Source organism: Xenorhabdus vietnamensis (assembly GCF_002127535.1).
In the GTDB taxonomy this organism is placed as follows: domain Bacteria; phylum Pseudomonadota; class Gammaproteobacteria; order Enterobacterales; family Enterobacteriaceae; genus Xenorhabdus; species Xenorhabdus vietnamensis.
The window spans coordinates 1-23,192 of record NZ_MUBJ01000008.1 but is presented as its reverse complement, the minus strand read 5'-3'; the positions used below and the strand labels follow the sequence as shown (position 1 = coordinate 23,192).

The following is a 23,192-nucleotide window of genomic DNA, read 5'->3' as shown; positions in this document are numbered from 1 at the left end:
TATTAGAAATATCCTGTTGATAGGTTACGTTGATGTTGTCTACAGTAAGATGAAATAACTAGAAGTCATATTCTAATGATGGGAACTTGTGATGAACCGTCTCTCTACCAAGTATCGCTGGACTGGAACTGGACTCATCTTTATCGCTATTGTCTTTGTACTGTTCTATTTCTTTTATCTGCCGAAACCAATTACATACCAGACGAGCGCAGTAATTAAGAAGGATTTAGAAAAAAGTGTGCTAGCGATAGGGAGGTTGGATGCTGTTAGTAAAGTTGACGTAGGGGCCCAGGTTAGCGGCCAGCTGAAAGAACTTTATGTGAAATTGGGAGATAAGGTTACACAGGGCCAATTACTGGCATTGATTGACCCACAAACAGCAAAAAATACTGTGTCAGAAATCCAGGAAACTGCAAAGTCACTAAGTGCGAATCTCCGTGGGGCAAAGGCAGAATTAAAGCTTGCTCAGCTCAAAGTTAATCGCCTGAACCATTTGTTTAAGTTACGTTTAACACCCCATCAAGAATTAGATATCAGCATAACAGATATGCAGTCTAAAGCTGCCAGAATCGACGACTTAATGGCGCAAATTAGACAAAATAAAGCCAAACTTGATACAGCAAAAACGAATTTGCAATATACCAGAATCACTGCCCCTATAGAGGGTACAGTGACAGAGATCAAAACATTGCAGGGGCAAACTGTGATTGCTGTACAACAAGCACCAACTATTCTGACACTTGCAAATCTTGATACCATGATTGTTAATGCGGAAGTATCGGAAGCTGATGTCATAAATTTAAAGCCCGGACAGAAAGTATTATTTACCATCTTGGGAGAACCGGGAAGGCAATTCCATAGCGTTTTGAAAGATATTCAGCCAACACCACAAATTGTGAATAATGCTATTTTCTACTATGCCCGTTTTGAAGTACCTAATCCCAGCCATATTTTACGTTTACAGATGACTGCACAAGTAAAAATAGAATTACAGTCGCTGCATAATGTATTAATGATCCCAATTTCAGCTTTGGAAATATCTTCTCACCAATATGAGCTCTCAACTCAACATGGGCTTTCTACCCAATATGAAGTTAGTGTCTTACATAATGGAAAAGCCGAGAAACGCAAAATTACGATAGGTGCTTTTGATAACACTAGTGTTCAGGTGCTCTCTGGATTGAAGGAACACGAGCTTGTGATCACCAATCGCAGTGACAATAGCATAGAGGACTAATAATGAGTGCGTTATTGGAACTGAAAGGTGTTAGCCGTAGTTATCAGTCTGGAGAAGGGCAAATCAAAGTCTTGGATAATATTTCGTTATCTATACAGGCTGGGGAAATGGTGGCTATTGTTGGCGCTTCCGGCTCTGGTAAGTCCACTTTGATGAATATACTTGGCTGCTTAGATAAATCCAGCAGCGGAGAATATTGGGTTGCAGGGATAAATATTGCTGACTTGGATAGCGATCAATTGGCAGAGCTGCGCAGGGAATATTTTGGGTTCATTTTTCAGCGTTATCATTTATTAGCTCATTTAACAGCCGAACAAAATGTGGAAGTTCCGGCAGTTTATATCGGTATTCCCAAAATACAACGCCGTGAGCAGGCAATTGAATTGCTAAAAAGTCTTGGACTGGAAAATCGGATTAACTATCGGCCAAGCCAGCTTTCAGGTGGACAGCAACAACGGGTCAGCATTGCCAGAGCGCTTATTAATGGTGGTCAAGTTATTCTTGCTGATGAACCGACGGGAGCATTGGATAGTGAGTCTAGTCAGGAAATGATGAGCATCTTGAAGACACTCTGTCAACAAGGGCATACGGTTGTTATTGTGACTCATGATTCTAATATTGCTGCACAGGCGCAAAGAGTGATTAAAATTAAAGATGGGCGAATCATTCATGATTCACGTTCCTCTGAGAATCAAATATTGCCTCATATGTTTCCTTTGGGGAATAAAATTGCAGATACGAAAAACTCTTCGGTTCAACAAGTCTGGGGGCGTTTTAACGAAGCTTTATTGATGGCGTGGCGCGCCATGAATGTTAATAAATTACGTACCCTGTTGACAATGCTTGGAATTATAATAGGTATTGCTTCTGTAGTAACAATTATAGTGATTGGTGATGCGGCAAAATCAATGGTGTTATCACATATTAAATCTATTGCAACTAATTCTATATTGATTTATCCAGGAAAAGATTTTGGCAGCTATAAGACTTTGGATATGCAGGCACTGAAACTTGCTGATATTTCCGCAATAAAATCTCAGCCCTATGTTCAAGCTGTTTCACCTGAATTCACGTATAGCGGGCGTTTGCGTCAAGGCAGTATAGATGCTAATGCACAGATATCTGGTGTAGGGAGTGAGTTTTTTCAGGTGTATGCCATGCAGTTTTCCCAAGGCATGCCTTTTACTGCTGAAATGATTTATCGTCAGTCTCAAGTGGTTATCATTGACAATAATACTCGTAAGAAGTTCTTTCCCTATCAGAATAATGTAATAGGAAAACAATTATTGTTAGCAAATATACCGTTGACAGTGATTGGTGTAGTTGCCAGTGGGCAAAGTCTTGATAGAGGCAATTCATTACAAATTTGGATTCCCTACAGTACTATGAATAGCCGCTTGATGAATCAAAGCTTTTTGAATTCAATTTCTGTCAGACAGAAAGATGGCTACTCTTCCAATGAAGTGGACAAAAAACTTAATCAGTTGTTGATATTCCGTCATGGCAAAACAGACTTCCACATTTACAATATGAATCGTGCTATTAAAGTAATGGATAAAACAACACGGACGATGCAAATATTCTTAACGTTAGTTGCGGTAATATCCTTGGTTGTAGGGGGAATTGGTGTCATGAATATCATGTTGGTATCCGTTACCGAGCGTACTCGTGAGATTGGTATTCGCATGGCTGTTGGTGCCAGAACCAGTGATATTATGCAGCAATTTCTCATTGAAGCCGTTTTAGTTTGTTTGATAGGGGGAATGCTGGGGATTGCGCTGTCATATAGCCTTTCTTTGATTGCACATTGGATATTACCAAAATGGGATGTTGCTTATAATCCCATTGCCTTTGTCATCGCGTTTGGTTGTTCAACAGCAATAGGGGTAATCTTTGGTTTCCTGCCCGCGAGAAATGCAGCCCGGCTCAATCCGATAGAGGCTCTTGCAAGGGAATAAAATAGCACGCCACAAATAGGCTACGTGTTTATTTGTGGCGTGGAAATTACGAGTTTATCGGGTCACTCTTGTTTTGATTTTGAGCCATCGTCCAAAGGTACAATAAGGCTGGCGTGATTACCCTTGGGGCCTTGATGAATGCTAAAGTTCACTTTCTGCCCAGCTTTCAGCGTCCTATAACCATCCATCTGAATGGTTGAATAGTGAGCGAATATATCTTCACCCCCGCTGGCTGGGCAAATAAATCCAAAGCCCTTTGCATTATTGAACCATTTAACAGTACCTGTTTCCATACTTCTCTATCCCTCATATCTCGATTTCGGGTTTAGGAGTCACTAAAAATTTTGAAACATGAACAGACACCTAAACAGAAGGCGGTGTTCATAAAATATACTGTAGTGAAATTCATTACGTCGTCAAGCATATAAACAACGTCAAGCTGTCTCAAATGACCAAAGTTTGATATAGATAACGATATCTGCTTCTTAAGCAAAATCCTTATTCACTCATCAAAGAGGGGTAAGCAGAGTGCTTTATGAAGTGATAAAATATATAGAAGTAAAATTAATTAGTTCATACTAAAATCCAGTGGAAAGTTAATGCCCAGCGGAAGAATAATGACTGAGTTTTATAACGATTTGAAAATTGAAGAATTTATTAGGGATGATACAAAACAAAAACTGCAACCACCATCAATGTATAAGGTTATTCTTAACAATGACGATTATACCCCTATGGAGTTTGTGGTTGACGTATTACAAAAGTTCTTTTCTTATGATGTTGAACGAGCAACGCAACTAATGCTGGATGTCCATCACAAAGGGAAAGCAGTTTGCGGAATTTATACGGCAGAGGTCGCAGAAACTAAAGCTGCGCAAGTGAACATGTATGCTAAGGAGCACGAGCATCCGTTACTTTGCACGCTGGAAAAGGTCTGATCTGGCTCACTGAATTTAGGAGGAGGTGCTTATGCTCAATCAAGAACTGGAGCTTAGTCTCAACATTGCTTTTGCCAAAGCAAGGGATAACAGACATGAATTTATGACTGTAGAGCACCTGTTGCTGGCGTTGTTAAGTAACACATCAGCGCGAGAAACACTGGAGGCTTGTAAAGTCGATCTGGCAATGTTACGCCAGGAATTAGAAAGTTTTATTGCACAAACTACCCCCTTGTTATCTGAGAATGATGACAGGGACACGCAACCTACATTAAGTTTTCAGCGTGTTTTACAACGCGCAGTATTTCATGTTCAGTCTTCGGGACGCTCGGACGTCTCAGGGGCGAATGTTTTAGTTGCTATTTTTAGTGAACAGGAATCTCAAGCTGCGTATTTACTCCGTAAGCACGATGTCAGTCGTTTGGATGTTGTGAATTTTATCTCTCATGGAACGCGCAAAGATGAATCAGATAATGATTCCCACCATAGTATCAATCCGATTCAGGAAGAGCAGGTAATTAGTGAAGATAGATTGGAAAATTTCACTACTAATCTGAATCAATTAGCACAGAAAGGACAAATTGATCCGCTTGTCGGTCGTCAGAATGAATTGGAAAGAACAGTTCAGGTACTGTGCCGCCGCCGGAAGAATAATCCTTTGTTTGTTGGGGAATCAGGTGTTGGTAAGACGGCTATTGCTGAGGGACTCGCATGGCGCATCGTACAAAAAAATGTTCCTGAAGTGATGCTGGATTGTACCATCTACTCTCTGGATATCGGCTCATTGCTGGCGGGTACAAAATATCGCGGTGATTTTGAGAAGCGCTTCAAGTCTTTGTTAAAAACATTGGAGCAAGACAGTAAAAGTATTCTCTTTATTGACGAAATTCATACTATTATTGGAGCCGGTGCCGCCTCGGGTGGGCAAGTGGATGCAGCTAATCTCATTAAACCGCTATTGTCCAGTGGACGTATACGGGTAATTGGTTCAACGACTTATCACGAATTCAGCAATATTTTTGAAAAAGATCGGGCTTTGGCTCGGCGATTCCAAAAAATTGACATTCTTGAGCCTTCTTCTGAAGAAACGGTGCAGATTATCAATGGGCTGCGTGCTAAATATGAGGCACATCATGATGTTCGTTATACAGCGAAAGCCATTCGTGCTGCAGTTGAGTTATCTGTGAAGTACATTACTGATCGTCATTTGCCAGATAAAGCTATTGATGTCATTGATGAAGCTGGGGCAAGAACCAGACTAGTACCAGTTAGTCGTCGTAAGAAGACAATTAATGTTTCTGATATTGAGTCGATTGTTGCTCGTATAGCCCGAATTCCAGAAAAAACTGTGTCAGCCAGTGATAAAGATGTATTGAGAACATTGGATGATCGTTTGAAAATGTTGGTGTTTGGTCAAGACAGGGCTATTGGTGCCTTGGCGGAAGCCATTAAGATGAGCCGTGCTGGATTGGGGCAGGATCACAAACCAGTAGGATCTTTCTTGTTTGCAGGGCCTACGGGAGTGGGGAAAACGGAAGTAACAGTCCAACTTGCCAAGGTATTGAGTGTCAAACTATTGCGATTCGATATGTCAGAATATATGGAACGACATACTGTCAGCCGTTTGATTGGTGCTCCACCGGGTTATGTTGGGTATGATCAGGGCGGATTATTGACTGATGCAATCATCAAACATCCTCATTCTGTACTGTTGCTGGATGAGATTGAAAAAGCCCATCCTGATGTATTTAACCTGTTGTTACAGGTTATGGATAATGGTACATTGACCGACAATAACGGTCGTAAGGCGGATTTCCGCAATGTTATTCTGGTGATGACAACCAATGCGGGAGTCCGTGAAATACAGCGTAAATCCATTGGATTCACTGAACAGGATAACAGCACGGATGGAATGGAAGAGATAAAACGGATTTTCACACCTGAATTCCGCAATCGTCTTGATAGCATCATCTGGTTTGATGCACTGTCTTCTGAAGTTATTCAACAAGTTGTGGATAAATTTATCGTCGAGTTACAAGCACAATTGGATGAAAAAGGTGTTTCTCTGGAAATCAGTGCAGATGCCCGCCAGTGGCTATGTGACAAAGGTTATGATAAGGCTATGGGGGCTCGTCCTATGGCTCGTGTCATTCAAGATAACCTCAAAAAACCATTGGCGAATGAGCTGTTATTTGGCTCTTTGGTGCATGGGGGATCGGTTAGGATCAAACTCGACAAAGTAAAACAAGGATTATTATTTGATTTTAAGAGTGCTCAAAAATCGAATAAAAAGAAATCAGAAGATGCCGTATTATAGTGAGTACGAGTGATAAGTATAAGATATAAACAGTATCAGTGATAGAAGCTGGTACTTATGTATAAAACCATAGCCACACCACAGGTGAATATTGAAATATACAATCACCTGTGGTGCTAAAGATATCTTATATCAGCGGCTACGGAAAGTGATTCGTCCTTTTTCCGGATCATATGAAGTTAGCTCAACTGTCACCTTGTCTCCAGTCAGGATGCGGATATAGTTTTTACGCATTTTTCCTGAGATATGAGCAGTAACAACGTGCCCGTTGTCTAATTGAACGCGAAACACAGTATTTGGCAGTGTTTCTAACACGGTACCTTGCATTTCAAAATTATTGTCTTCTTTGGCCATCTAATCCTCTAAATGTAACAACCATAGTTTTTAATCGGCAAGATAATGCCGAAAAACCATCATCATGTAAAGGAATGTCGTATTTTAAGCCATCATTTTATATACGATAAGATGATGATTAATGACATTCCCACCGTAAACAGCATTAATCTCTAAGAGATGCTTATAAATCCAGTCTTTGTACAGACCAGCATCCTGATTGCAATGACTGTCTTCTTAATTGATAAAGGTGCTGGAGAAACTTGTCTCTCGGAATATTTTTAGCACCCAATGATTCTGTGTGGTGATTTAACACTTGGCAGTCAAACAATTGACCGCCATGACGTAAAAAATGGTAATAGAATGCTACAAAAGCGCATTTGGACGCATTCTCCATTTTGCTAAACATTGATTCACCGCAAAATAGTGTGCCGACACAAACGCCGTATAAGCCACCCACAAGTTGATGCCCATACCAAACTTCAATTGAATGAGCCAAACCTTCCTTATGCAAGGTTTGATAACCTTTTTGAACGTCTGGCACAATCCAAGTACCTTCTTGTCGTTGGGCACAATTATATATCACGTCATCGAAAGCATAGTTTACCGTAATTTGGTAACTATGTTTGCGAATAAAACGACGCAGTGTTCGGCCAGTATGTAATTCTCCTGGAATCAGTACAGCCCGAGGATCGGGAGACCACCATAAAGGTGGTTCATCAGGCGAATACCATGGAAAAATCCCCTCATAATACGCTACTTGTAAACGTTCTGCACTTAGATCTCCTCCAAATGCCAGTAAACCATTGGGTTCAGCTAGTGCATTGGTGGGGTGGGGAAATTCATATGAGTTATCCAATTGAGCTATTGACATAAGTTGAATCACTCTTGCTCAGGATAGCTCTGTGGCTGATAAAATTGTTGCCGTTGATAAAACTGATAGTAACGCCCTTGTTGCTCTAGTAGCGCATTATGCTTGCCTTGCTCGATAATACGCCCCCCATCCATCACACAAATTCGATCCATGTGTTGTAAGCCTGTGAGTCGATGAGTAACAATAATTAGTGTCTTATGCTGACAACTACGATGTAACAGCGACAGTATTTGTTGTTCTGTATCTGCATCAAGTCCTTCAGTCGGCTCATCCATAAGCATTAAAGGAGCATTATGTAATAATGCTCTGGCAATACCTAAACGGCGCTGTTCTCCACCAGAAAGTTGACGCCCACCTTCCCCCATCCAACAGTTTAGTTTTTTATCAGTCTCCAGCAAGTATTCTAAACCTACTTGTTGTAATACGGTTGTCAATTCATCGTCATTAGCATCTGGTTTTGCCAATAAAAGATTTTCACGCAAGGTATGACTAAATACATGTATCCGTTGGGGCACGATAGACATCATTGAACGCAGCGTTGTTTCATCATAATGGGAAATAGGGTGATGATTAAGCTGAATCTCACCACTATCGATATCCCACGCACGGGTCAATAACTGCAAGAGTGTAGATTTACCACACCCTGTTTTTCCTAATAAAGCAATATGTTCGCCTGATGTCAGGGATAGAGAAATATTTTTCAATACTGGCATCGGTTGATTTGGATAGGTGAAATCGACATTTTTTATATCAAGGCTAAGCTCATTATTCGCTTGAGGTCCATGCGAAGGAAAGGTAACTTCCGGTTTCTGATACATTAACTGGGAAACGCGAGTTGCAGATGCAATTACTTGCCCCATATGCTGGAATGCTACTGTGACTGGCCCAAGCGCTTCGAAAGCGGCAAGGGAACAGAATGTAAAGAGCGCAATAAATGCCCCCGCCTGACTATTTTCACCCCCACCCGCCGCAGCAAGCCAAAGTATCAAAGTTACTGTCATGCCCGTGGAAAAAATCATGAGAGCTTGTGAAAGACCGGTTAAATCAGCTTGCTTTTGCTGGCTTTTTAACCAATTGTTTTCAACTTCTGTCATGGATTGACGAAAGCGTTTGAGTGCACCGAATACACTCAATTCGGCTTGTCCCTGTAAGGTGCTGGTAAGTAATGTACGATACTGAGCGCGTTGTTGGGTAATGTTTCTGCCGTAGGGTTTTCCTGCGTGGTAAAACACGAAAGGCAATATCAGCAGTAGCCCTAACATGATACCGCCAATAGTATAGGCGAGGGTGATATCAAGGAATCCTAAGCCAAACGTCAGCACCATAATTACGATAAATGCGGCGAGGATAGGAGAAAGAACCCGCAGGTAGAGATGGTCCAGTGTTTCGACATCAGCAACAAGCCTATTTAATAACTCACCTTGACGAAAACGGGCAATCCCCCCGGGAGAAAGAGGCAGTATTTTTTGAAAAGCAAAAACACGTAAATGAGCCAATACACGGAATGTTGCATCGTGGCTAACAAGCCGTTCTCCATAACGGCCAGCAGTACGGAAAATAGCAGCTCCACGAACGCCAGCAGCAGGCAGCATATAGTTGAATGTATATAATCCCGCGAATCCGGCCAGTGCTGTACCGGCAAGGAACCAACCTGATAGTGTTAGCAGCCCAATACTGGCTAGCAGAGTTACAATTGCCAATATCATGCCTAAGCTAATGAGAAACCAATGGCGGCGATAGAGTGCGAGAAATGGGAGTAATACACGCATGATTAAAGCTCCACACTACGGTGAGACAACAAACGGGAGAATACGCCCTGAGACTGGCTTAAAGTTTGATAATCACCTTGCTCAATGAGTAATCCATTTTCCATTACCCAAATCAGGTCATATGATCGTGTTTCTTCCAGCAAGTGAGTCACCAGCAATGTGGTTTGCTGATGAGATGCCTGATTTAAAGCCATCATCACTCGTTGTTCGCTATGAGCGTCAAGGCTGGCTGCTGGCTCATCCAATAGCAATAATTGGCAAGGATTCAATAACGCTCGCGCCACTGCGATACGCTGGGCTTGCCCGACAGACAGGCGAGCAGCATTGTCACCTACCACCGTATTGACTCCATCCGGAAGCTCGTTGATAAACTCACTGACATAAGCACGTTTCATTACATCTGTGATTTGCTCTTGTGTTGCATCATACTGACCAAGACGAATATTATCGAGCAGTGTTTGTTCTGGCAGATGTGGGTTTTGCCCAACCCAACTTAAACATTCGCGCCATGTGGTAAAATCAAGTTCATGCAACTCAATTCCATTAATTCTCAAGGAACCACGGTAAGGCAGGAATCCCAGTAATACATTGATCAACGAACTTTTGCCTGCCCCGCTTTTTCCAACCAGAGCAATTCGTTGGTGTTTATCAATCGTAAAATTCAAGGGACCAGCAAGGCGATGACCTTCGTGGGACATAATTTCCAGCTTGCAGGCCTCAATGGTGACTGATTCTTTATCTGATAGTGTTTTCTCACCACTGTTTATGCTCTGTTCTCCATCACTGCTAAGCAAAGTGAACAGTGATTCTGCTGCTCCGACTGCCTGAGCTTTTGCATGATAAAACGTACCTAAATCGCGCAGAGGTTGAAAAAATTCAGGTGCGAGGATTAAAGCGAGAAATCCTGCAAATAACGTTACACCCATCCCATAACTGCCAAAATGCAATTCTCCCAAATAGGAAAAACCAAAATAAACAGCAACAACAGCAATGGAAACTGCGGCAAAAAACTCTAAAACAGCTGAAGATAAAAATGCCATGCGCAGTACTTCCATCGTTCTACGACGAAAGTTTTCTGTTGACTCAGTGATTTGTTTAACTTCAGCTTCGCCTCTGTGGAACAGACGCAACGTTTCCAAACCTCGTAAACGGTCGAGGAAATTACCGCTTAATCGACTGAGAGCAACAAAATTGCGCTGGTTGGCATCTGCGGCTCCTAATCCAACCAAAGCCATAAATAGAGGAATCAATGGTGCGGTTACAAATAAAATCAATCCTGCGGCCCAATTAATTGGGAATATGGTAATCAGGATTAAGATAGGAATCATCGTAGCAAGAGCAATTTGAGGCAGATAGCGAGAGTAAAAATCTTGCATGTCTTCTATCTGCTCTAAGATAATGGTTGCCCAGCTTCCTGCTGGTTTCCCCTTAACCCACACTGGCCCCAGTTGTTCAAGCTTATCCAGTACCATATTACGGATTTGTTGACGTACAACCTTGCCACAGATAAACCCGATACGCTCTCGAATGCCATTGACAATTGCCCGTAATGTAAAGGTGGCTGCCAACATGAGAAACTGGTTGATAAGGTTTTCGCGGGGAATATTGTCCATAATCAAGGCTTGAAGGATGGTAGCCAGTAGCCAGGCCTGAGAGATAATCAGCAATCCACTGATTAGGCCAAGTAGCATTGATAAACGAAGCCACCGACGGGCAGGAGCGGTTTGTTGCTTCAGCCATCGAACAAGTTCAGATTGTCTTGCTTTGTCCATAAGAAAAATGTCTGATTAAGCGGGTGATGATACGGAATATCAAAACAAGCTGTATGTTACCTGTTAAAAAGCGCTATTTCGATAGCGCTTTTGGAGAAAGATAGATTATTTGGTTGCCAATCCGTCAAGGAAACGCTCTGCATCCAGTGCAGCCATGCAACCTGTACCTGCTGAGGTGATAGCTTGGCGATACACATGATCCATAACATCTCCAGAGGCAAAGATACCTGGAATAGAGGTCTGGGTGGCATTACCATGCAATCCAGATTGGACTTTGATATATCCATTTTCCAGTTCCAATTGACTGTTAAAGATGCCAGTATTCGGGCTATGGCCGATGGCAATGAAAACCCCAGTGACATCCAGTTCTTCAATATTGTCACTTTTTGTATCACGAATGCGGATACCCGTAACCCCCATATCATCACCTAGAACTTCATCCAGAGTACGATCAGTATGCAGAATGATATTGCCATTCTTCACTTTCTCCATCATGCGATCAATCAGAATTTTCTCTGAACGGAAAGTATCACGGCGGTGAATCAAATGCACTTCAGAGGCAATGTTCGCTAAATACAGCGCTTCTTCAACAGCAGTATTACCTCCACCAACTACAGCAACTTTTTGTTTACGATAGAAAAAACCATCGCATGTTGCACAAGCAGATACACCACGACCTTTGAAAGCTTCTTCGGAAGGTAATCCGAGATAACGGGCTGAGGCACCTGTCGCGATGATTAAAGCATCACAGGTATATTCCTGTTCATCACCAAATAAACGGAATGGTCTATTTGAGAAATCAACTTTCTGAATATGGTCAGAAACAATTTCTGTTTGAAATTTTTCAGCGTGTTGGAACATGCGCTCCATCAAACCTGGGCCAGTCAACCCTTCAGGATCACCGGGCCAGTTTTCAACCTCAGTCGTGGTGGTCAATTGGCCGCCTTTTTCAATCCCTGTAATGAGGACGGGGCTTAGATTAGCGCGGGCTGCATACACAGCAGCGGTATAACCAGCAGGACCTGAGCCAAGAATGATAAGTTTACTATGTTTGGCTGTGCTCATGAATACCTCATTTCCATTATCGCATATTGCGGATTTAGGGATTGTAGGAGAAATAATAAGTTAAAAAAAGCGATTATCAGATAAAATATTCATGTTATTAACAATATTACCGATAAATAGTCATTATGATGCAATCTAATTGTAAGGAGATAGGTTTAACTTGCTGAATCACACATAATTTATACATATGAAATATGAAACGAATTGTTGATTAAGTTAAGATTGGTAGGTTATCCTGATTTTTGCTCATTTTCTTTGACAATCAGCTGTGCATTAGCGATAAAGTTTATGTAAAAAGCAATTATTTTCCTCGCTAATCAATTGATTCTGTAGAATAGACAATTTAGTGTGGATGATTTTCTCATTAAATATTAAAAATTGCTGTTTAGTTGTTTTCAAAAGACCTGGTGTTTTAGGAGGCAGCATTTTAGGGAACAGTGTGTTGGGATGAGTGTTTTGGAAGATATTGTTCTGGAAAATCGTGTTGTATGCCTAATAGATTTGTAAGTTGCAGTACGGCTGTAAAAGAACGAAGCCTCAGAACACAAAGCTATATTAGTGATTGGGGTGAGGAGTGCAGCCAATATAGCAGCAACTTGGAAAATAAAAGGGTTAATCAGTCGAATACCAGAGGGTTGTATTCTGGGACATTATGATAGATCTCAAACCTTGGTTATAAATTGAGCTTTAGTCTTTGAAGACATCTTTTCCAGCTCAACTGATTGAAAGAGATAGGGAAAATGTTATAGGTGTAGGAACATGAAAGAGAGAGCAATAAAATGATAGATAATAAAAAACGCCCAGGAAAAGATCTTGATCGTATAGATCGTAATATCCTTAATGAGTTGCAGAAAGACGGTCGTATTTCTAATGTGGAGTTATCCAAGCGGGTTGGTTTGTCACCAACACCTTGTTTGGAGCGTGTACGTCGCTTGGAACGTCAAGGTTTTATCTCTGGCTACACAGCTTTGCTGAATCCTCATTATTTGGATGCATCATTGCTGGTATTCGTTGAAATTACACTGAATCGCGGTGCAGCAGATGTATTTGAACAATTTAATACTGCTGTGCAGAAACTAGAAGAAATCCAAGAATGCCATTTAGTTTCTGGTGATTTTGACTACTTGCTGAAAACACGTGTGCCAGACATGTCTGCATATCGTAAATTGCTCGGTGAAACCCTGTTACGTCTTCCTGGCGTTAACGATACCCGTACCTATGTTGTAATGGAAGAAGTGAAACAGAGTAACCGTTTGGTAATTAAGACTCGTTAAGCTTTTGTCTAAAATGTACAGATGCAAAACAGGAAAAACTTAGGTACACTCCTGTTTATGTATACAGTTTCAACGCTGAGCTATCCTCAGCGTTGTTCCGTTTAATCAACAGGAAAACCTGGAGAGCCTTTCTTGAACCAGGAATATACAGAAGACAAACGTGTTAAATTAAAGAAAATAAGCAGCGGCCGTCGGCTTCTGGAAGCTGTTTTGTTGATTGTTGCTATTTGTGCAGTGTACTTGATGGTCGCACTTATTAGTTTCAACCCATCCGACCCCAGTTGGTCACAAACATCATGGCATGAGCCTGTTCAAAATTGGGGTGGTAGTGTTGGTGCTTGGTTATCTGACACACTGTTCTCGGCATTTGGTATTCTTGCCTATGCAGTCCCGCCGTTTATGTTTTTAGGGTGTTGGAATGCTTTCCGTCAGAAAGATAGGCAAGAGTATATTGATTTCTTCACACTTGCATTGCGCGTCATTGGCGTTTTAGCCCTGATACTGACTTCATGCGGCTTGGCTGCACTTAATGTTGATGATCTAAATAATTTTTCTGCAGGTGGAATTGTTGGCAATTTATTCAGTAATGCGATTCTGCCTTGGTTTAGCCCCCTTGGAACAACATTAGCTCTGCTTGGTGTCTGGGCCGTTGGTTTCATGTTGTTTACAGGGTGGTCATGGCTTACGATTGCAGAAAAAATTGGTGCAGTTATTCTGGACTCACTGAGTTTTGTGATCAACCGTAGTCGTAATGATGCTGAATATGATGAAAATAGTGCAGAAGATGCGTTAGTTTCCGAACACCCAACCAATGAACAGAAACAAGCGGAGCATGTAGATAAACATGATATGGATAAATCTGCGATTGCTACTGAAACGCTAGACGCAGATGAAAATGATGTATTATTGACAGCTCCAACAGTGGTCGAATTAGCTAATGCACAGCCAGATTTACAACCTACATTAGCTTCTCTGACTATGGAAGAGAGTGAAAAACCTCAAAAAAATATTTCAGAAGAATCTTACTCTACAGACTTAGTAGAAATAGTTGCACAAAAAAACGGATCATCCGAAACAGGCGAACATTCACTTGTCCACCAACATGCACTACAGTCAAATACATCGACAGTTGTAACCTCTCCGGAATTAGATTTACCTGAATTACAATATTGGGAAAGGGAAAATAAGGAAAAGGAGCGTAAGGAACATGAACCGGTTCGTTATTCTTTTGAATTACCTGATAATCACCAATTAGATACAAATCCAGAAGTGGGTCACGTTTCCCAAACTGTTTCGAAGCGATCTACAGACAACCTTACTGATACGAATACGCAGTTACAAGATAATGTAACAGATGTATTTGTTTTTCCTCCAAATGATAATGCCAATTTGAATAATACGGTAGCAGATGTTGCCAGTTCTGCCGTTGTGGCAAAAAATCCACAGGTTAAACAAGGTATTGGTCCTGAAATGCCTCGCCCTAATCCTGTTAGGATCCCAACACGCCGAGAATTGTATGGTATTAAAGTGCCTTCTCATCGTTTAGCAGAACACATGCAACGGGAGGAAAAGGAAAAACAAGATGAGTTGATTGCAGAAGCCAATGAACAGCAAATAGATGCTCAACAGCAAGATATGTTGCGCCAACAATTTCTTGAGCAGCAGCGTGAACGCTATGGTGCCAATTTTGAAAAAGAAAATAGAGAGCATCGCGAAGAAGACTCGTTGACACATAAACAACCATCAGTAGCAGAATTTACGAAAAATAACGTAGATGAACAGGTAGCAGGTGAACATGTAGATGAAGGGCTAGATGAACAGCATGCACAGGAAGAAGCGCTGAGAATAGCATTTGAACAGCAGCAACGTGAACGTTACCAAATGGGTCAGACTACCCCTTCAAAACAAGTTTCAGCTCAGGATGTAAAATCAGAGCCCAATTATTTTTCTCAGGTTAGTGATCTTAATACATTTCGACCTGCTGAATCTGCATGTGTGCCAATAGAATCAGCACTTCAACAAATTCAGGGAAAAAATAAACCTATTGATCTTGACTCTCACGAATTGAAAAATAAGCATATTTTTGAGCAGCAACCGCAGCAACCGCAGCAACCGCAGCAACCGCAGCAACCGCAGCAACCGCAGCAACCGCAGCAACCGCAGCAACCGCAGCAACCGCAGCAACCGCAGCAACCGCAGCAACCGCAGCAACCGCAGCAACCGCAGCAAGATAGCTTGTTCCATCCATTTTTGGTACGTAATGATCAGCTATTGCCAAAACCAACAACACCGATGCCTTCTCTGGATCTTCTTGCGGAACCTCCAGCGGAAGAAGAACCGGTTGATATGTTTGCGCTTGAGCAAATCTCTCGTTTAATTGAAGTGCGGTTGAATGATTATCGTGTCAAAGCGGATGTTGTTGGATTCTCTCCAGGGCCTGTAATTACACGATTTGAATTGGATTTGGCTCCGGGAGTCAAAGCCTCCCGTATTTCTAACTTATCGCGTGACCTTGCTCGCTCGCTTTCAGCGGTAGCTGTTCGTATCGTGGAAGTTGTCCCGGGGAAACCTTATGTTGGTCTGGAATTACCCAATAAAAAACGTCAAACAGTTTATCTGCGGGAAGTTCTGGATTGTGAGAAATTCCGTGATAATCCTTCACCGTTAACTATCGTTTTAGGAAAAGACATTGCGGGCCAGCCGGTTGTGGCTGACTTGGGTAAAATGCCTCACCTACTTGTAGCGGGAACTACTGGCTCAGGTAAATCGGTAGGGGTCAATGCAATGATCCTCAGCATTTTGTATAAAGCGAAACCTGAAGATGTTCGTTTTATTATGATTGATCCGAAAATGCTTGAATTGTCAGTGTATGAAGGCATTCCGCACTTATTGACTGAAGTTGTTACCGATATGAAAGATGCAGCCAATGCCTTGCGTTGGTGTGTAAATGAAATGGAGCGACGTTACAAGCTGATGTCAGCTTTAGGGGTGCGCAATCTTGCGGGCTATAACGACAAGATAAAGCAAGCGGAAAATATGGGGCGTCCGATTCCTGATCCGTTCTGGAAGCCGGGTGACAGTATGGATGCAACGCATCCTATGCTGAAAAAAGAGCCTTATATTGTGGTAATGGTTGATGAATTTGCCGACTTGATGATGACAGTCGGGAAAAAGGTGGAAGAGTTAATTGCACGTTTAGCCCAGAAAGCACGGGCAGCAGGGATTCACTTGGTACTGGCAACACAGCGCCCTTCTGTTGATATTATTACAGGGCTGATTAAGGCGAATATTCCGACGCGTATTGCGTTTACGGTATCCAGCAAAATAGATTCCCGTACCATTCTTGATCAAGGTGGTGCAGAATCATTGCTTGGCATGGGAGATATGCTTTATTTAGCACCAAACTCTTCCATTCCTGTGCGTGTTCATGGAGCATTTGTGCGAGATCAAGAAGTTCATGAAGTCGTGAATGATTGGAAAGCTCGCGGTCGCCCTCAATACATAGATAGTATTATCAAAGGGGGAGAAGACGGTGAAGGCAGCATGGGATTTGATAGTGATGAAGAACTGGATCCCCTGTTTGATCAAGCTGTTGAATTTGTGGTTGAAAAACGTCGTGTTTCTATTTCGGGTGTACAACGCCAATTCCGTATCGGATATAACCGAGCCGCTCGGATTGTCGAACAAATGGAAGCACAGCAGATAGTCAGTGCACCAGGGCATAATGGTAATCGTGAAGTTTTGGCACCTCCGCCGCATGAACATTAATTACCACTTGAAATGTAATACAGTATTGGCAATTAATGGCTGATAATTAAACGAATTAAAGGTATCTCGCACATGAAAAAACTGATGTTGATTGGTTGCTTGGTGATGGGGGTGGGCATAGGTTCTGCGTGGGCTGATGTGACGCAGGATCTACAAGGGCGTTTGGGGAAAGTGAATAGTTTTCATGCTAGTTTCACTCAAACAGTCACGAGTAATGATGGTTCAACGATCCAAAAAGGAGAAGGGGAACTTTGGCTCAAACGGCCTAATTTGTTTAACTGGCATATGATATCACCTGATGAGAGTGTTTTAGTGTCTGATGGTAAAACTCTGTGGTTTTATAATCCTTTTGTTGAACAGGTGACAGCAAATTGGTTAAAAGAAGCAACAGGGAATACGCCATTTATGCTAATTGCGCGTAATGATCCGGCTGACTGGAAGCAGTATAAGGTTGTGCAGAATGGCAATAGCTTTGAATTGACTCCTCATAATGCCAATGGCAATTTAAAACATTTTTCAATTACCGTGACTCCAGAGGGAACTATCCAAAAATTTACTGCTGTTGAACAGGATGGGCAAAAAAGTGCTTATCAATTGAAAGGGCAGCAAAATACAAACGCGGATGCGGCAAAATTTAAGTTTACCGTACCAGAAGGTGTCACGCTGGATGATCAACGCCAGTGAGGTTTAAGTGAACAATCTTTCTCTTGATTTTTCACAGAATGAATTTCAGCCACTGGCCGCAAGAATGCGGCCAGCCACATTAGATCATTATATCGGCCAACAACACTTATTGGCGGAAGGAAAACCTTTGCCACGGGCAATCCGAGCCGGCCACCTCCATTCCATGATTTTATGGGGGCCACCCGGAACAGGGAAAACAACGTTGGCTGAAATTATCGGTTATTACGCGCAAGCCGATATTGAACGCATTTCTGCAGTCACTTCGGGCATTAAAGAAATCCGTGAATCCATAGAAAAAGCACGACAAAACCGTAATGCAGGGCGCAGAACAGTCTTATTTGTCGATGAGGTTCATCGATTTAATAAAAGTCAGCAGGATGCGTTTTTACCACATATTGAAGATGGTACGATCACATTTATTGGTGCAACAACCGAAAACCCTTCTTTCGAATTAAATTCAGCCTTGTTGTCACGGGCTCGCATCTATTTATTGAAATCACTTTCGACGGCTGAAATTGAACAGGTGCTTATTCAGGCCATGAACGATAAAGAACGTGGTATTAGTGAGCAAAATATCGTATTACCGGACAATACTCGTCAAATGGTAGCAGAGCTTGTTGCAGGAGATGCTCGTCGCTCACTGAATTTATTAGAAATGATGTCGGATATGGCGGAAACCAATGCGCAAGGGCTGCGGGTTTTGACACCGGAATTGCTGAAAGAAGTAAGTGGGGAAAGGAGTGCGAGGTTTGATAATAAAGGTGATCGATATTACGATTTAATTTCTGCCTTGCATAAATCAATCCGTGGTTCAGCACCTGATGCAGCGCTTTACTGGTATGCCCGAATTATTACTGCTGGTGGTGATCCACTTTATGTTGCTCGCCGGTTACTGGCAATTGCCTCTGAAGATGTGGGCAATGCTGATCCACGCGGAATGCAGATAGCTATTGCTGCATGGGATTGTTTTACGCGTGTAGGGGCAGCAGAAGGAGAAAGGGCAATTGCACAGGCGATTGTCTATCTTGCATGTGCACCGAAAAGCAATGCGGTTTATACAGCATTTAAAGCAGCTATGGCGGATGCACAAAACAAGCCAGATTATGATGTTCCTGATCATTTACGTAATGCTCCGACTAAGTTGATGAAAGAAATTGGATTTGGCGAGGAGTACCGTTATGCCCATGATGAAGCGAACGCGTATGCTGCCGGAGAAGTTTATTTTCCACCGGAAATACAGCGAACACGTTATTATTATCCGACTGCCAGGGGGCTAGAGGGCAAGATTGGTGAGAAATTAAACTGGCTAATGGAACAGGATCAAAATAGCCCAATAAAACGCTACCGTTAATTTTCTTGATACGGTAAGGTTTGTAATCAGCAATTTCAAATTGCAGCTACAAAACTGTATTTTTGAAAATGAAGGGTATATACGGTAAAGGTATTAGTTTGGGTAATTTATCCAAGCTGAGCGCGCCACTTTTTCTCAAGAACGATTTTTTAATAACAATTTTCTCAATAACAACAAGCACAGGACTAGCATGCTCGATCCAAATATACTGCGTAATGAGCTAGACGCAGTCGCCGAAAAACTGGCTCGCAGGGGTTATACCCTTGATGTGGAGACGCTGCGCAAACAAGAAGAGCGCCGCAAAGTTTTACAAGTTGAAACTGAAACCCTGCAGGCAGAACGTAATTCCCGATCGAAGGCTATTGGTGCAGCGAAAGCCCGTGGTGAAGATATTGAACCACTGCGTCAGGAAGTTAATCAGTTGGGCGAAAAACTGGACTCAGCAAAAGCTGAGCTGGAAACCCTGCAGGCTGAGATCCGTAGCATCGTATTAAGTATGCCGAATATGCCAGATGACTCTTCTCCAGATGGAAAAGATGACAGTGATAATCTGGAAATTAGTCGTTGGGGTGAACCACGCCAATATGACTTCGAAGTCAAAGATCATGTATCACTGGGTGAACTGGCTGGCGGTCTTGATTTTGCTGCTGCGGTTAAATTGACTGGCTCACGTTTTGTGGTAATGAAAGGTCAGATTGCTCGTCTGCACCGTGCCATCTCGCAGTTTATGCTGGATCTGCATACAGAGCAGCATGGTTATTTGGAAACATATGTTCCTTATCTGGTTAACCATGATTCTTTATATGGTACAGGCCAGTTACCTAAGTTTGGTGAGGATCTGTTCCATACTAGGCCATTGGAAGAAGAATCTGGCAGTCATTATGCCTTGATTCCAACTGCTGAAGTACCAGTGACTAACTTAGTTCGTGATGAGATTCTGGATGAAAGCGTATTACCACTGAAAATGACGGCACATACACCTTGTTTCCGTTCCGAAGCGGGATCTTATGGCCGTGATACCCGTGGTCTGATCCGTATGCACCAATTTGATAAAGTTGAATTGGTTCAGATTGTTCATCCTGAGAAATCTATGGATGCACTGGAAGAACTGACAGGGCATGCAGAGAAGGTATTGCAATTACTGAATCTGCCTTATCGTAAAATGCTGTTGTGCACGGGTGACATGGGAGCGAGCGCAAGAAAAACTTACGATCTGGAAGTTTGGCTACCTGCGCAAAATACTTATCGCGAAATCTCCTCTTGCTCTAATATGTGGGATTTTCAGGCACGTCGCATGCAAGCGCGTTTCCGCGGTAAAGATGACAAGAAAACTCAATTGGTACATACATTGAATGGTTCTGGTCTTGCGGTAGGTCGTACTCTGGTTGCAGTAATGGAAAACTATCAATTGGCTGACGGCCGCATTGAAATTCCGGAAGTATTGCGTCCTTATATGAAGGGATTGGAATACATTGGTTAATTCCATCTATTCTTATTCTTAATAAAAAAGCGCCGAATAATGGCGCTTTTTTTATGAGTAAATATCATGAATTAATTTATCATGGTGTCTTCATCTCTTTTTGTTTCTTGTTTATAAAAAACACTGCGATAAGAGGTGTAAGATGTTGCCAGATTCAATGGTATTGTGAAAAAAAGCCCCAAGAATAGAGGAATTGCAGAAATAAAGATCAAAAGGTACATAAAGAGAAGGAATAGTAATACCCCTAAGAGGTTTTTCCATATAACTTTTAGACTGGTTGAAAGAGCTTTTTCTACGTTAAAACCGTTCAGTATAATCAATGCAGATGCAAACCAAGAGCTCGCGCTAGATAAAAACAAGGAAATTAGGAGAGTAAAGAAAGATAAAAATGATATTTCTGAATTATAACCAATGTGCATTGAATCATAATTACTATATAAAGAGAGATCATTTAAAATAGATTGATAGAGATCGTTACCATCTAGCAGAGCAGAAATAAGACTCCCTAATGTCTTTATTCCACAAATAATGATACCGACTGTCAGCAGAGCACCACATTTATTATGGATACCATAGAATAATTTTCCTAACTCAAATTTACCAGTTATTCTTTGTGTTTCACAAATGGCAATAATTCCAGCAAAAAATAAAGGTTCCAGTAAATTAGAAAGGATAAAGCCGAAATAGGGAATGAATTCAATACCTACAGTGATAACACCATAGATAATTCCCATCAATATCCACATACCAAATTTAGGTGATATAAAATCCCATGCATCGCCTATCCAGGCAATAGCTGCACTTGCTCCAATTGATTGGCCATTGGGAGTGAAGATACTGTTTTTATTGTCTGAATTATTGGGTGATTTTTCCAAACCTAGATGAATATCTTTGTTATTCATTATTTTTTCATCTCAATACATATGACATTGAATAGTAAAAAAGCGCTATCTCTAGCGCTCTTTAAATATAAATTTCTATTGAAAAATGTTTAGCTGATCAAGCGAGATTTAGTCTTTTGGGGCTCTGGCGCATAAAAAATACTGCGATAAGTTGTATAATAAGTTGCCATATACATAGGAAAAGTAATAAGCAGACCTAATAATAATGGAATTGCAGAAATAACCATCAGAATTCCCATCAACAAGAAGAAAAGAAAACCACCGAATAGGTTTTTCTTTACAGCACTCAAGCTCATTGATACTGCTTCACCAAATTTTAAATCATTAATGATAATCAGAGCAGGAGCAAACCAGCTAAATGCAAGAGCAACCATCATGAAAAGGTATAGAATAAGGATTGCCAAAAATAAAGTAGATAGGCTACCTAGTAACAGTGCAGGATCTGAATTTTGTCCTGATAAAATTAATTGGAATATACTTGCTCCGCCAACAATCATAGCAGCTATCATACCAAGCAGATATATACCAAAGAATAGCCCCCCAACAGCAACAAGTGAACCTAATTTATTCTTAAATCCATAGAAGATTAGCCCTATGTCAAAGTCACCTGTCGTCCGTTGTTTTTCAGCTACGGCGATAAAACCAGCAACAAATACAGATCCAAATAGCATCGTGACGATACCGAAGAAAGGAATGAATTGAACTCCGGTCAGGATAGCTAAGTAAATTAAGGTTAGCAGTATCCATTTCATTGGGTTTACTTTAAATATTTCCCATGCACTACCAATCCACTCTGTTGCTGCTCCAGCTCCTACGGCACGACCACCTGGAATAAATATATCTTTTTCTTTACTCAGGGAAACGTTGTTCTCTCCTGAGTTTAAATTAATCTCTTGATTATCCATCTTTTTTCCGGTTTATCTTATTGAATGGCAACTTCCGAATTGATTTTTCTCTATTTCCATCCTGTTAACACGAATTGTTAGAGAAAACGTCGGGATTATCATATAAAAATTATTAATCAACAAGTATTAATTTTGATTTTTATCAACAGAGAAAGGTGCATTTTTATAGGTAATAACGAATGATTTTAGGTTCTTTATTACTTATGCTGATATGACGTTTAGTTACTAATATTATTTTTACTGAAGGTAAATGATTTTATTTTGGTTATCAGGTATTGTATTTTTTTAAATAAAGTATTTAACACTACTGTTAGTAGATTATTTCGATTTTTTTCCTCTAAATATAGAGGGATAATTTCCTTCTAATGGATAGAATAACAAAATGCATTAGATATTAATTGCTTATAGTGAATTGATTTTACTTAAAAATGGGTGGTAACTAGCAATAATATTTAGGATATCTACATATACGCAATTAACTTGAAGATGCGGGTTTTAAAATCTGGAAATTATCAGTCAGACGGGTAATGAGTTCACTGGCTTTTTCTGGCAACGTGACATGAAA

At 41.3% G+C, this 23,192-nt stretch carries 16 protein-coding genes and 2 pseudogenes; 10 read left to right on the top strand and 8 right to left on the bottom strand.

Annotated features, from left to right (window positions below):
- Positions 1–91: 91 nt before the first annotated feature.
- Together macA and macB are read left to right on the top strand one after the other, a co-directional pair.
- Entirely contained in the window at positions 92–1,237 is a 1,146-nt protein-coding gene (gene macA, locus Xvie_RS09040) for a macrolide transporter subunit MacA (RefSeq protein WP_086108999.1), read from the top strand.
- Between the two features lie 2 nt (positions 1,238–1,239).
- The gene (macB, locus tag Xvie_RS09035) at positions 1,240–3,195 is read left to right on the top strand and encodes a macrolide ABC transporter ATP-binding protein/permease MacB (protein WP_086108998.1); all 1,956 of its coding nucleotides are present in this window, start codon (positions 1,240–1,242) and stop codon (positions 3,193–3,195) included.
- A gap of 62 nt (positions 3,196–3,257) precedes the next feature.
- Here macB and cspD read toward each other — a convergent pair whose 3' ends face one another.
- Positions 3,258–3,488: a cold shock-like protein CspD gene (gene cspD / locus Xvie_RS09030; RefSeq protein ID WP_086108997.1), complete on the bottom strand. Its 231-nt coding sequence runs from the start codon at positions 3,486–3,488 to the stop codon at positions 3,258–3,260.
- A 324-nt stretch (positions 3,489–3,812) separates the two neighbouring features.
- Between cspD and clpS the strand changes: the two genes are divergently transcribed.
- Positions 3,813–4,133, top strand: coding sequence for an ATP-dependent Clp protease adapter ClpS (gene clpS, locus Xvie_RS09025; RefSeq protein ID WP_086109132.1), 321 nt, complete (start codon positions 3,813–3,815; stop codon positions 4,131–4,133).
- A 31-nt stretch (positions 4,134–4,164) separates the two neighbouring features.
- Positions 4,165–6,450 carry an ATP-dependent Clp protease ATP-binding subunit ClpA gene (clpA, locus tag Xvie_RS09020; protein WP_086108996.1) on the top strand — a complete coding sequence of 762 codons (2,286 nt, stop codon included), beginning with the start codon at positions 4,165–4,167 and terminating at the stop codon, positions 6,448–6,450.
- A 132-nt stretch (positions 6,451–6,582) separates the two neighbouring features.
- Here the strand turns inward: clpA and infA are convergent, their stop codons facing one another.
- The 5 genes from infA to trxB form a co-directional block, all read right to left on the bottom strand.
- Positions 6,583–6,804 (bottom strand): translation initiation factor IF-1, encoded by a 222-nt coding sequence (infA, locus tag Xvie_RS09015; protein ID WP_086108995.1) that lies wholly within the window; start codon positions 6,802–6,804, stop codon positions 6,583–6,585.
- Positions 6,805–6,967: 163 nt separating this feature from the next.
- On the bottom strand, positions 6,968–7,657 hold the full coding sequence (gene aat / locus Xvie_RS09010; RefSeq protein ID WP_086108994.1) for a leucyl/phenylalanyl-tRNA--protein transferase: 690 nt from the start codon (positions 7,655–7,657) through the stop codon (positions 6,968–6,970).
- Positions 7,658–7,665: 8 nt separating this feature from the next.
- Positions 7,666–9,426, bottom strand: a complete 1,761-nt coding sequence (cydC, locus tag Xvie_RS09005; protein WP_086108993.1) for a heme ABC transporter ATP-binding protein/permease CydC — start codon at positions 9,424–9,426, stop codon at positions 7,666–7,668.
- Positions 9,427–9,428: 2 nt separating this feature from the next.
- A complete protein-coding gene (gene cydD, locus Xvie_RS09000; protein ID WP_086108992.1) occupies positions 9,429–11,198 on the bottom strand; it encodes a heme ABC transporter permease/ATP-binding protein CydD in 1,770 nt (589 codons plus the stop codon).
- Positions 11,199–11,303: 105 nt separating this feature from the next.
- The gene (gene trxB, locus Xvie_RS08995; protein ID WP_086108991.1) at positions 11,304–12,263 is read right to left on the bottom strand and encodes a thioredoxin-disulfide reductase; all 960 of its coding nucleotides are present in this window, start codon (positions 12,261–12,263) and stop codon (positions 11,304–11,306) included.
- A gap of 779 nt (positions 12,264–13,042) precedes the next feature.
- On the opposite strand from trxB, the gene lrp reads away from it, so the two are divergent.
- The 6 genes and pseudogenes from lrp (at position 13,043) to serS (ending at position 20,820) form a co-directional block, all read left to right on the top strand.
- A complete protein-coding gene (gene lrp, locus Xvie_RS08990) occupies positions 13,043–13,537 on the top strand; it encodes a leucine-responsive transcriptional regulator Lrp (RefSeq protein ID WP_004256338.1) in 495 nt (164 codons plus the stop codon).
- 243 nt (positions 13,538–13,780) lie between these two features.
- Positions 13,781–14,182: pseudogene (locus Xvie_RS25715) on the top strand (DNA translocase FtsK 4TM domain-containing protein); the annotation flags it as partial.
- Between the two features lie 795 nt (positions 14,183–14,977).
- Positions 14,978–17,305, top strand: a pseudogene (locus Xvie_RS25710) (DNA translocase FtsK); the annotation flags it as partial.
- Between the two features lie 72 nt (positions 17,306–17,377).
- Complete coding sequence (lolA, locus tag Xvie_RS08980; RefSeq protein ID WP_086108989.1) at positions 17,378–17,989, top strand: outer membrane lipoprotein periplasmic chaperone LolA; 612 nt, start codon at positions 17,378–17,380, stop codon at positions 17,987–17,989.
- A 7-nt stretch (positions 17,990–17,996) separates the two neighbouring features.
- Positions 17,997–19,340 carry a replication-associated recombination protein A gene (locus tag Xvie_RS08975; RefSeq protein WP_086108988.1) on the top strand — a complete coding sequence of 448 codons (1,344 nt, stop codon included), beginning with the start codon at positions 17,997–17,999 and terminating at the stop codon, positions 19,338–19,340.
- A 190-nt stretch (positions 19,341–19,530) separates the two neighbouring features.
- Positions 19,531–20,820 carry a serine--tRNA ligase gene (gene serS, locus Xvie_RS08970; protein ID WP_086108987.1) on the top strand — a complete coding sequence of 430 codons (1,290 nt, stop codon included), beginning with the start codon at positions 19,531–19,533 and terminating at the stop codon, positions 20,818–20,820.
- 71 nt (positions 20,821–20,891) lie between these two features.
- Here serS and Xvie_RS08965 read toward each other — a convergent pair whose 3' ends face one another.
- Complete coding sequence (locus Xvie_RS08965; RefSeq protein ID WP_086108986.1) at positions 20,892–21,722, bottom strand: BPSS1780 family membrane protein; 831 nt, start codon at positions 21,720–21,722, stop codon at positions 20,892–20,894.
- An 89-nt stretch (positions 21,723–21,811) separates the two neighbouring features.
- Positions 21,812–22,627, bottom strand: coding sequence for a BPSS1780 family membrane protein (locus Xvie_RS08960; protein WP_086108985.1), 816 nt, complete (start codon positions 22,625–22,627; stop codon positions 21,812–21,814).
- Positions 22,628–23,192 lie beyond the last annotated feature (565 nt).

What these genes read in the sequence shown, in the direction of transcription:
- trxB (WP_086108991.1), bottom strand. Translation starts at nt 12,263, where the DNA reads ATGAGCACAGCCAAACATAGTAAACTTATCATTCTTGGCTCAGGTCCT.
- lolA (WP_086108989.1), top strand. Translation starts at nt 17,378, where the DNA reads ATGAAAAAACTGATGTTGATTGGTTGCTTGGTGATGGGGGTGGGCATA.
- cspD (WP_086108997.1), bottom strand. Translation starts at nt 3,488, where the DNA reads ATGGAAACAGGTACTGTTAAATGGTTCAATAATGCAAAGGGCTTTGGA.
- lrp (WP_004256338.1), top strand. Translation starts at nt 13,043, where the DNA reads ATGATAGATAATAAAAAACGCCCAGGAAAAGATCTTGATCGTATAGAT.
- infA (WP_086108995.1), bottom strand. Translation starts at nt 6,804, where the DNA reads ATGGCCAAAGAAGACAATAATTTTGAAATGCAAGGTACCGTGTTAGAA.
- aat (WP_086108994.1), bottom strand. Translation starts at nt 7,657, where the DNA reads ATGTCAATAGCTCAATTGGATAACTCATATGAATTTCCCCACCCCACC.
- macB (WP_086108998.1), top strand. Translation starts at nt 1,240, where the DNA reads ATGAGTGCGTTATTGGAACTGAAAGGTGTTAGCCGTAGTTATCAGTCT.
- cydC (WP_086108993.1), bottom strand. Translation starts at nt 9,426, where the DNA reads ATGCGTGTATTACTCCCATTTCTCGCACTCTATCGCCGCCATTGGTTT.
- clpA (WP_086108996.1), top strand. Translation starts at nt 4,165, where the DNA reads ATGCTCAATCAAGAACTGGAGCTTAGTCTCAACATTGCTTTTGCCAAA.
- clpS (WP_086109132.1), top strand. Translation starts at nt 3,813, where the DNA reads ATGACTGAGTTTTATAACGATTTGAAAATTGAAGAATTTATTAGGGAT.
- cydD (WP_086108992.1), bottom strand. Translation starts at nt 11,198, where the DNA reads ATGGACAAAGCAAGACAATCTGAACTTGTTCGATGGCTGAAGCAACAA.
- macA (WP_086108999.1), top strand. Translation starts at nt 92, where the DNA reads ATGAACCGTCTCTCTACCAAGTATCGCTGGACTGGAACTGGACTCATC.
- Xvie_RS08960 (WP_086108985.1), bottom strand. Translation starts at nt 22,627, where the DNA reads ATGGATAATCAAGAGATTAATTTAAACTCAGGAGAGAACAACGTTTCC.
- Xvie_RS08965 (WP_086108986.1), bottom strand. Translation starts at nt 21,722, where the DNA reads ATGAATAACAAAGATATTCATCTAGGTTTGGAAAAATCACCCAATAAT.
- serS (WP_086108987.1), top strand. Translation starts at nt 19,531, where the DNA reads ATGCTCGATCCAAATATACTGCGTAATGAGCTAGACGCAGTCGCCGAA.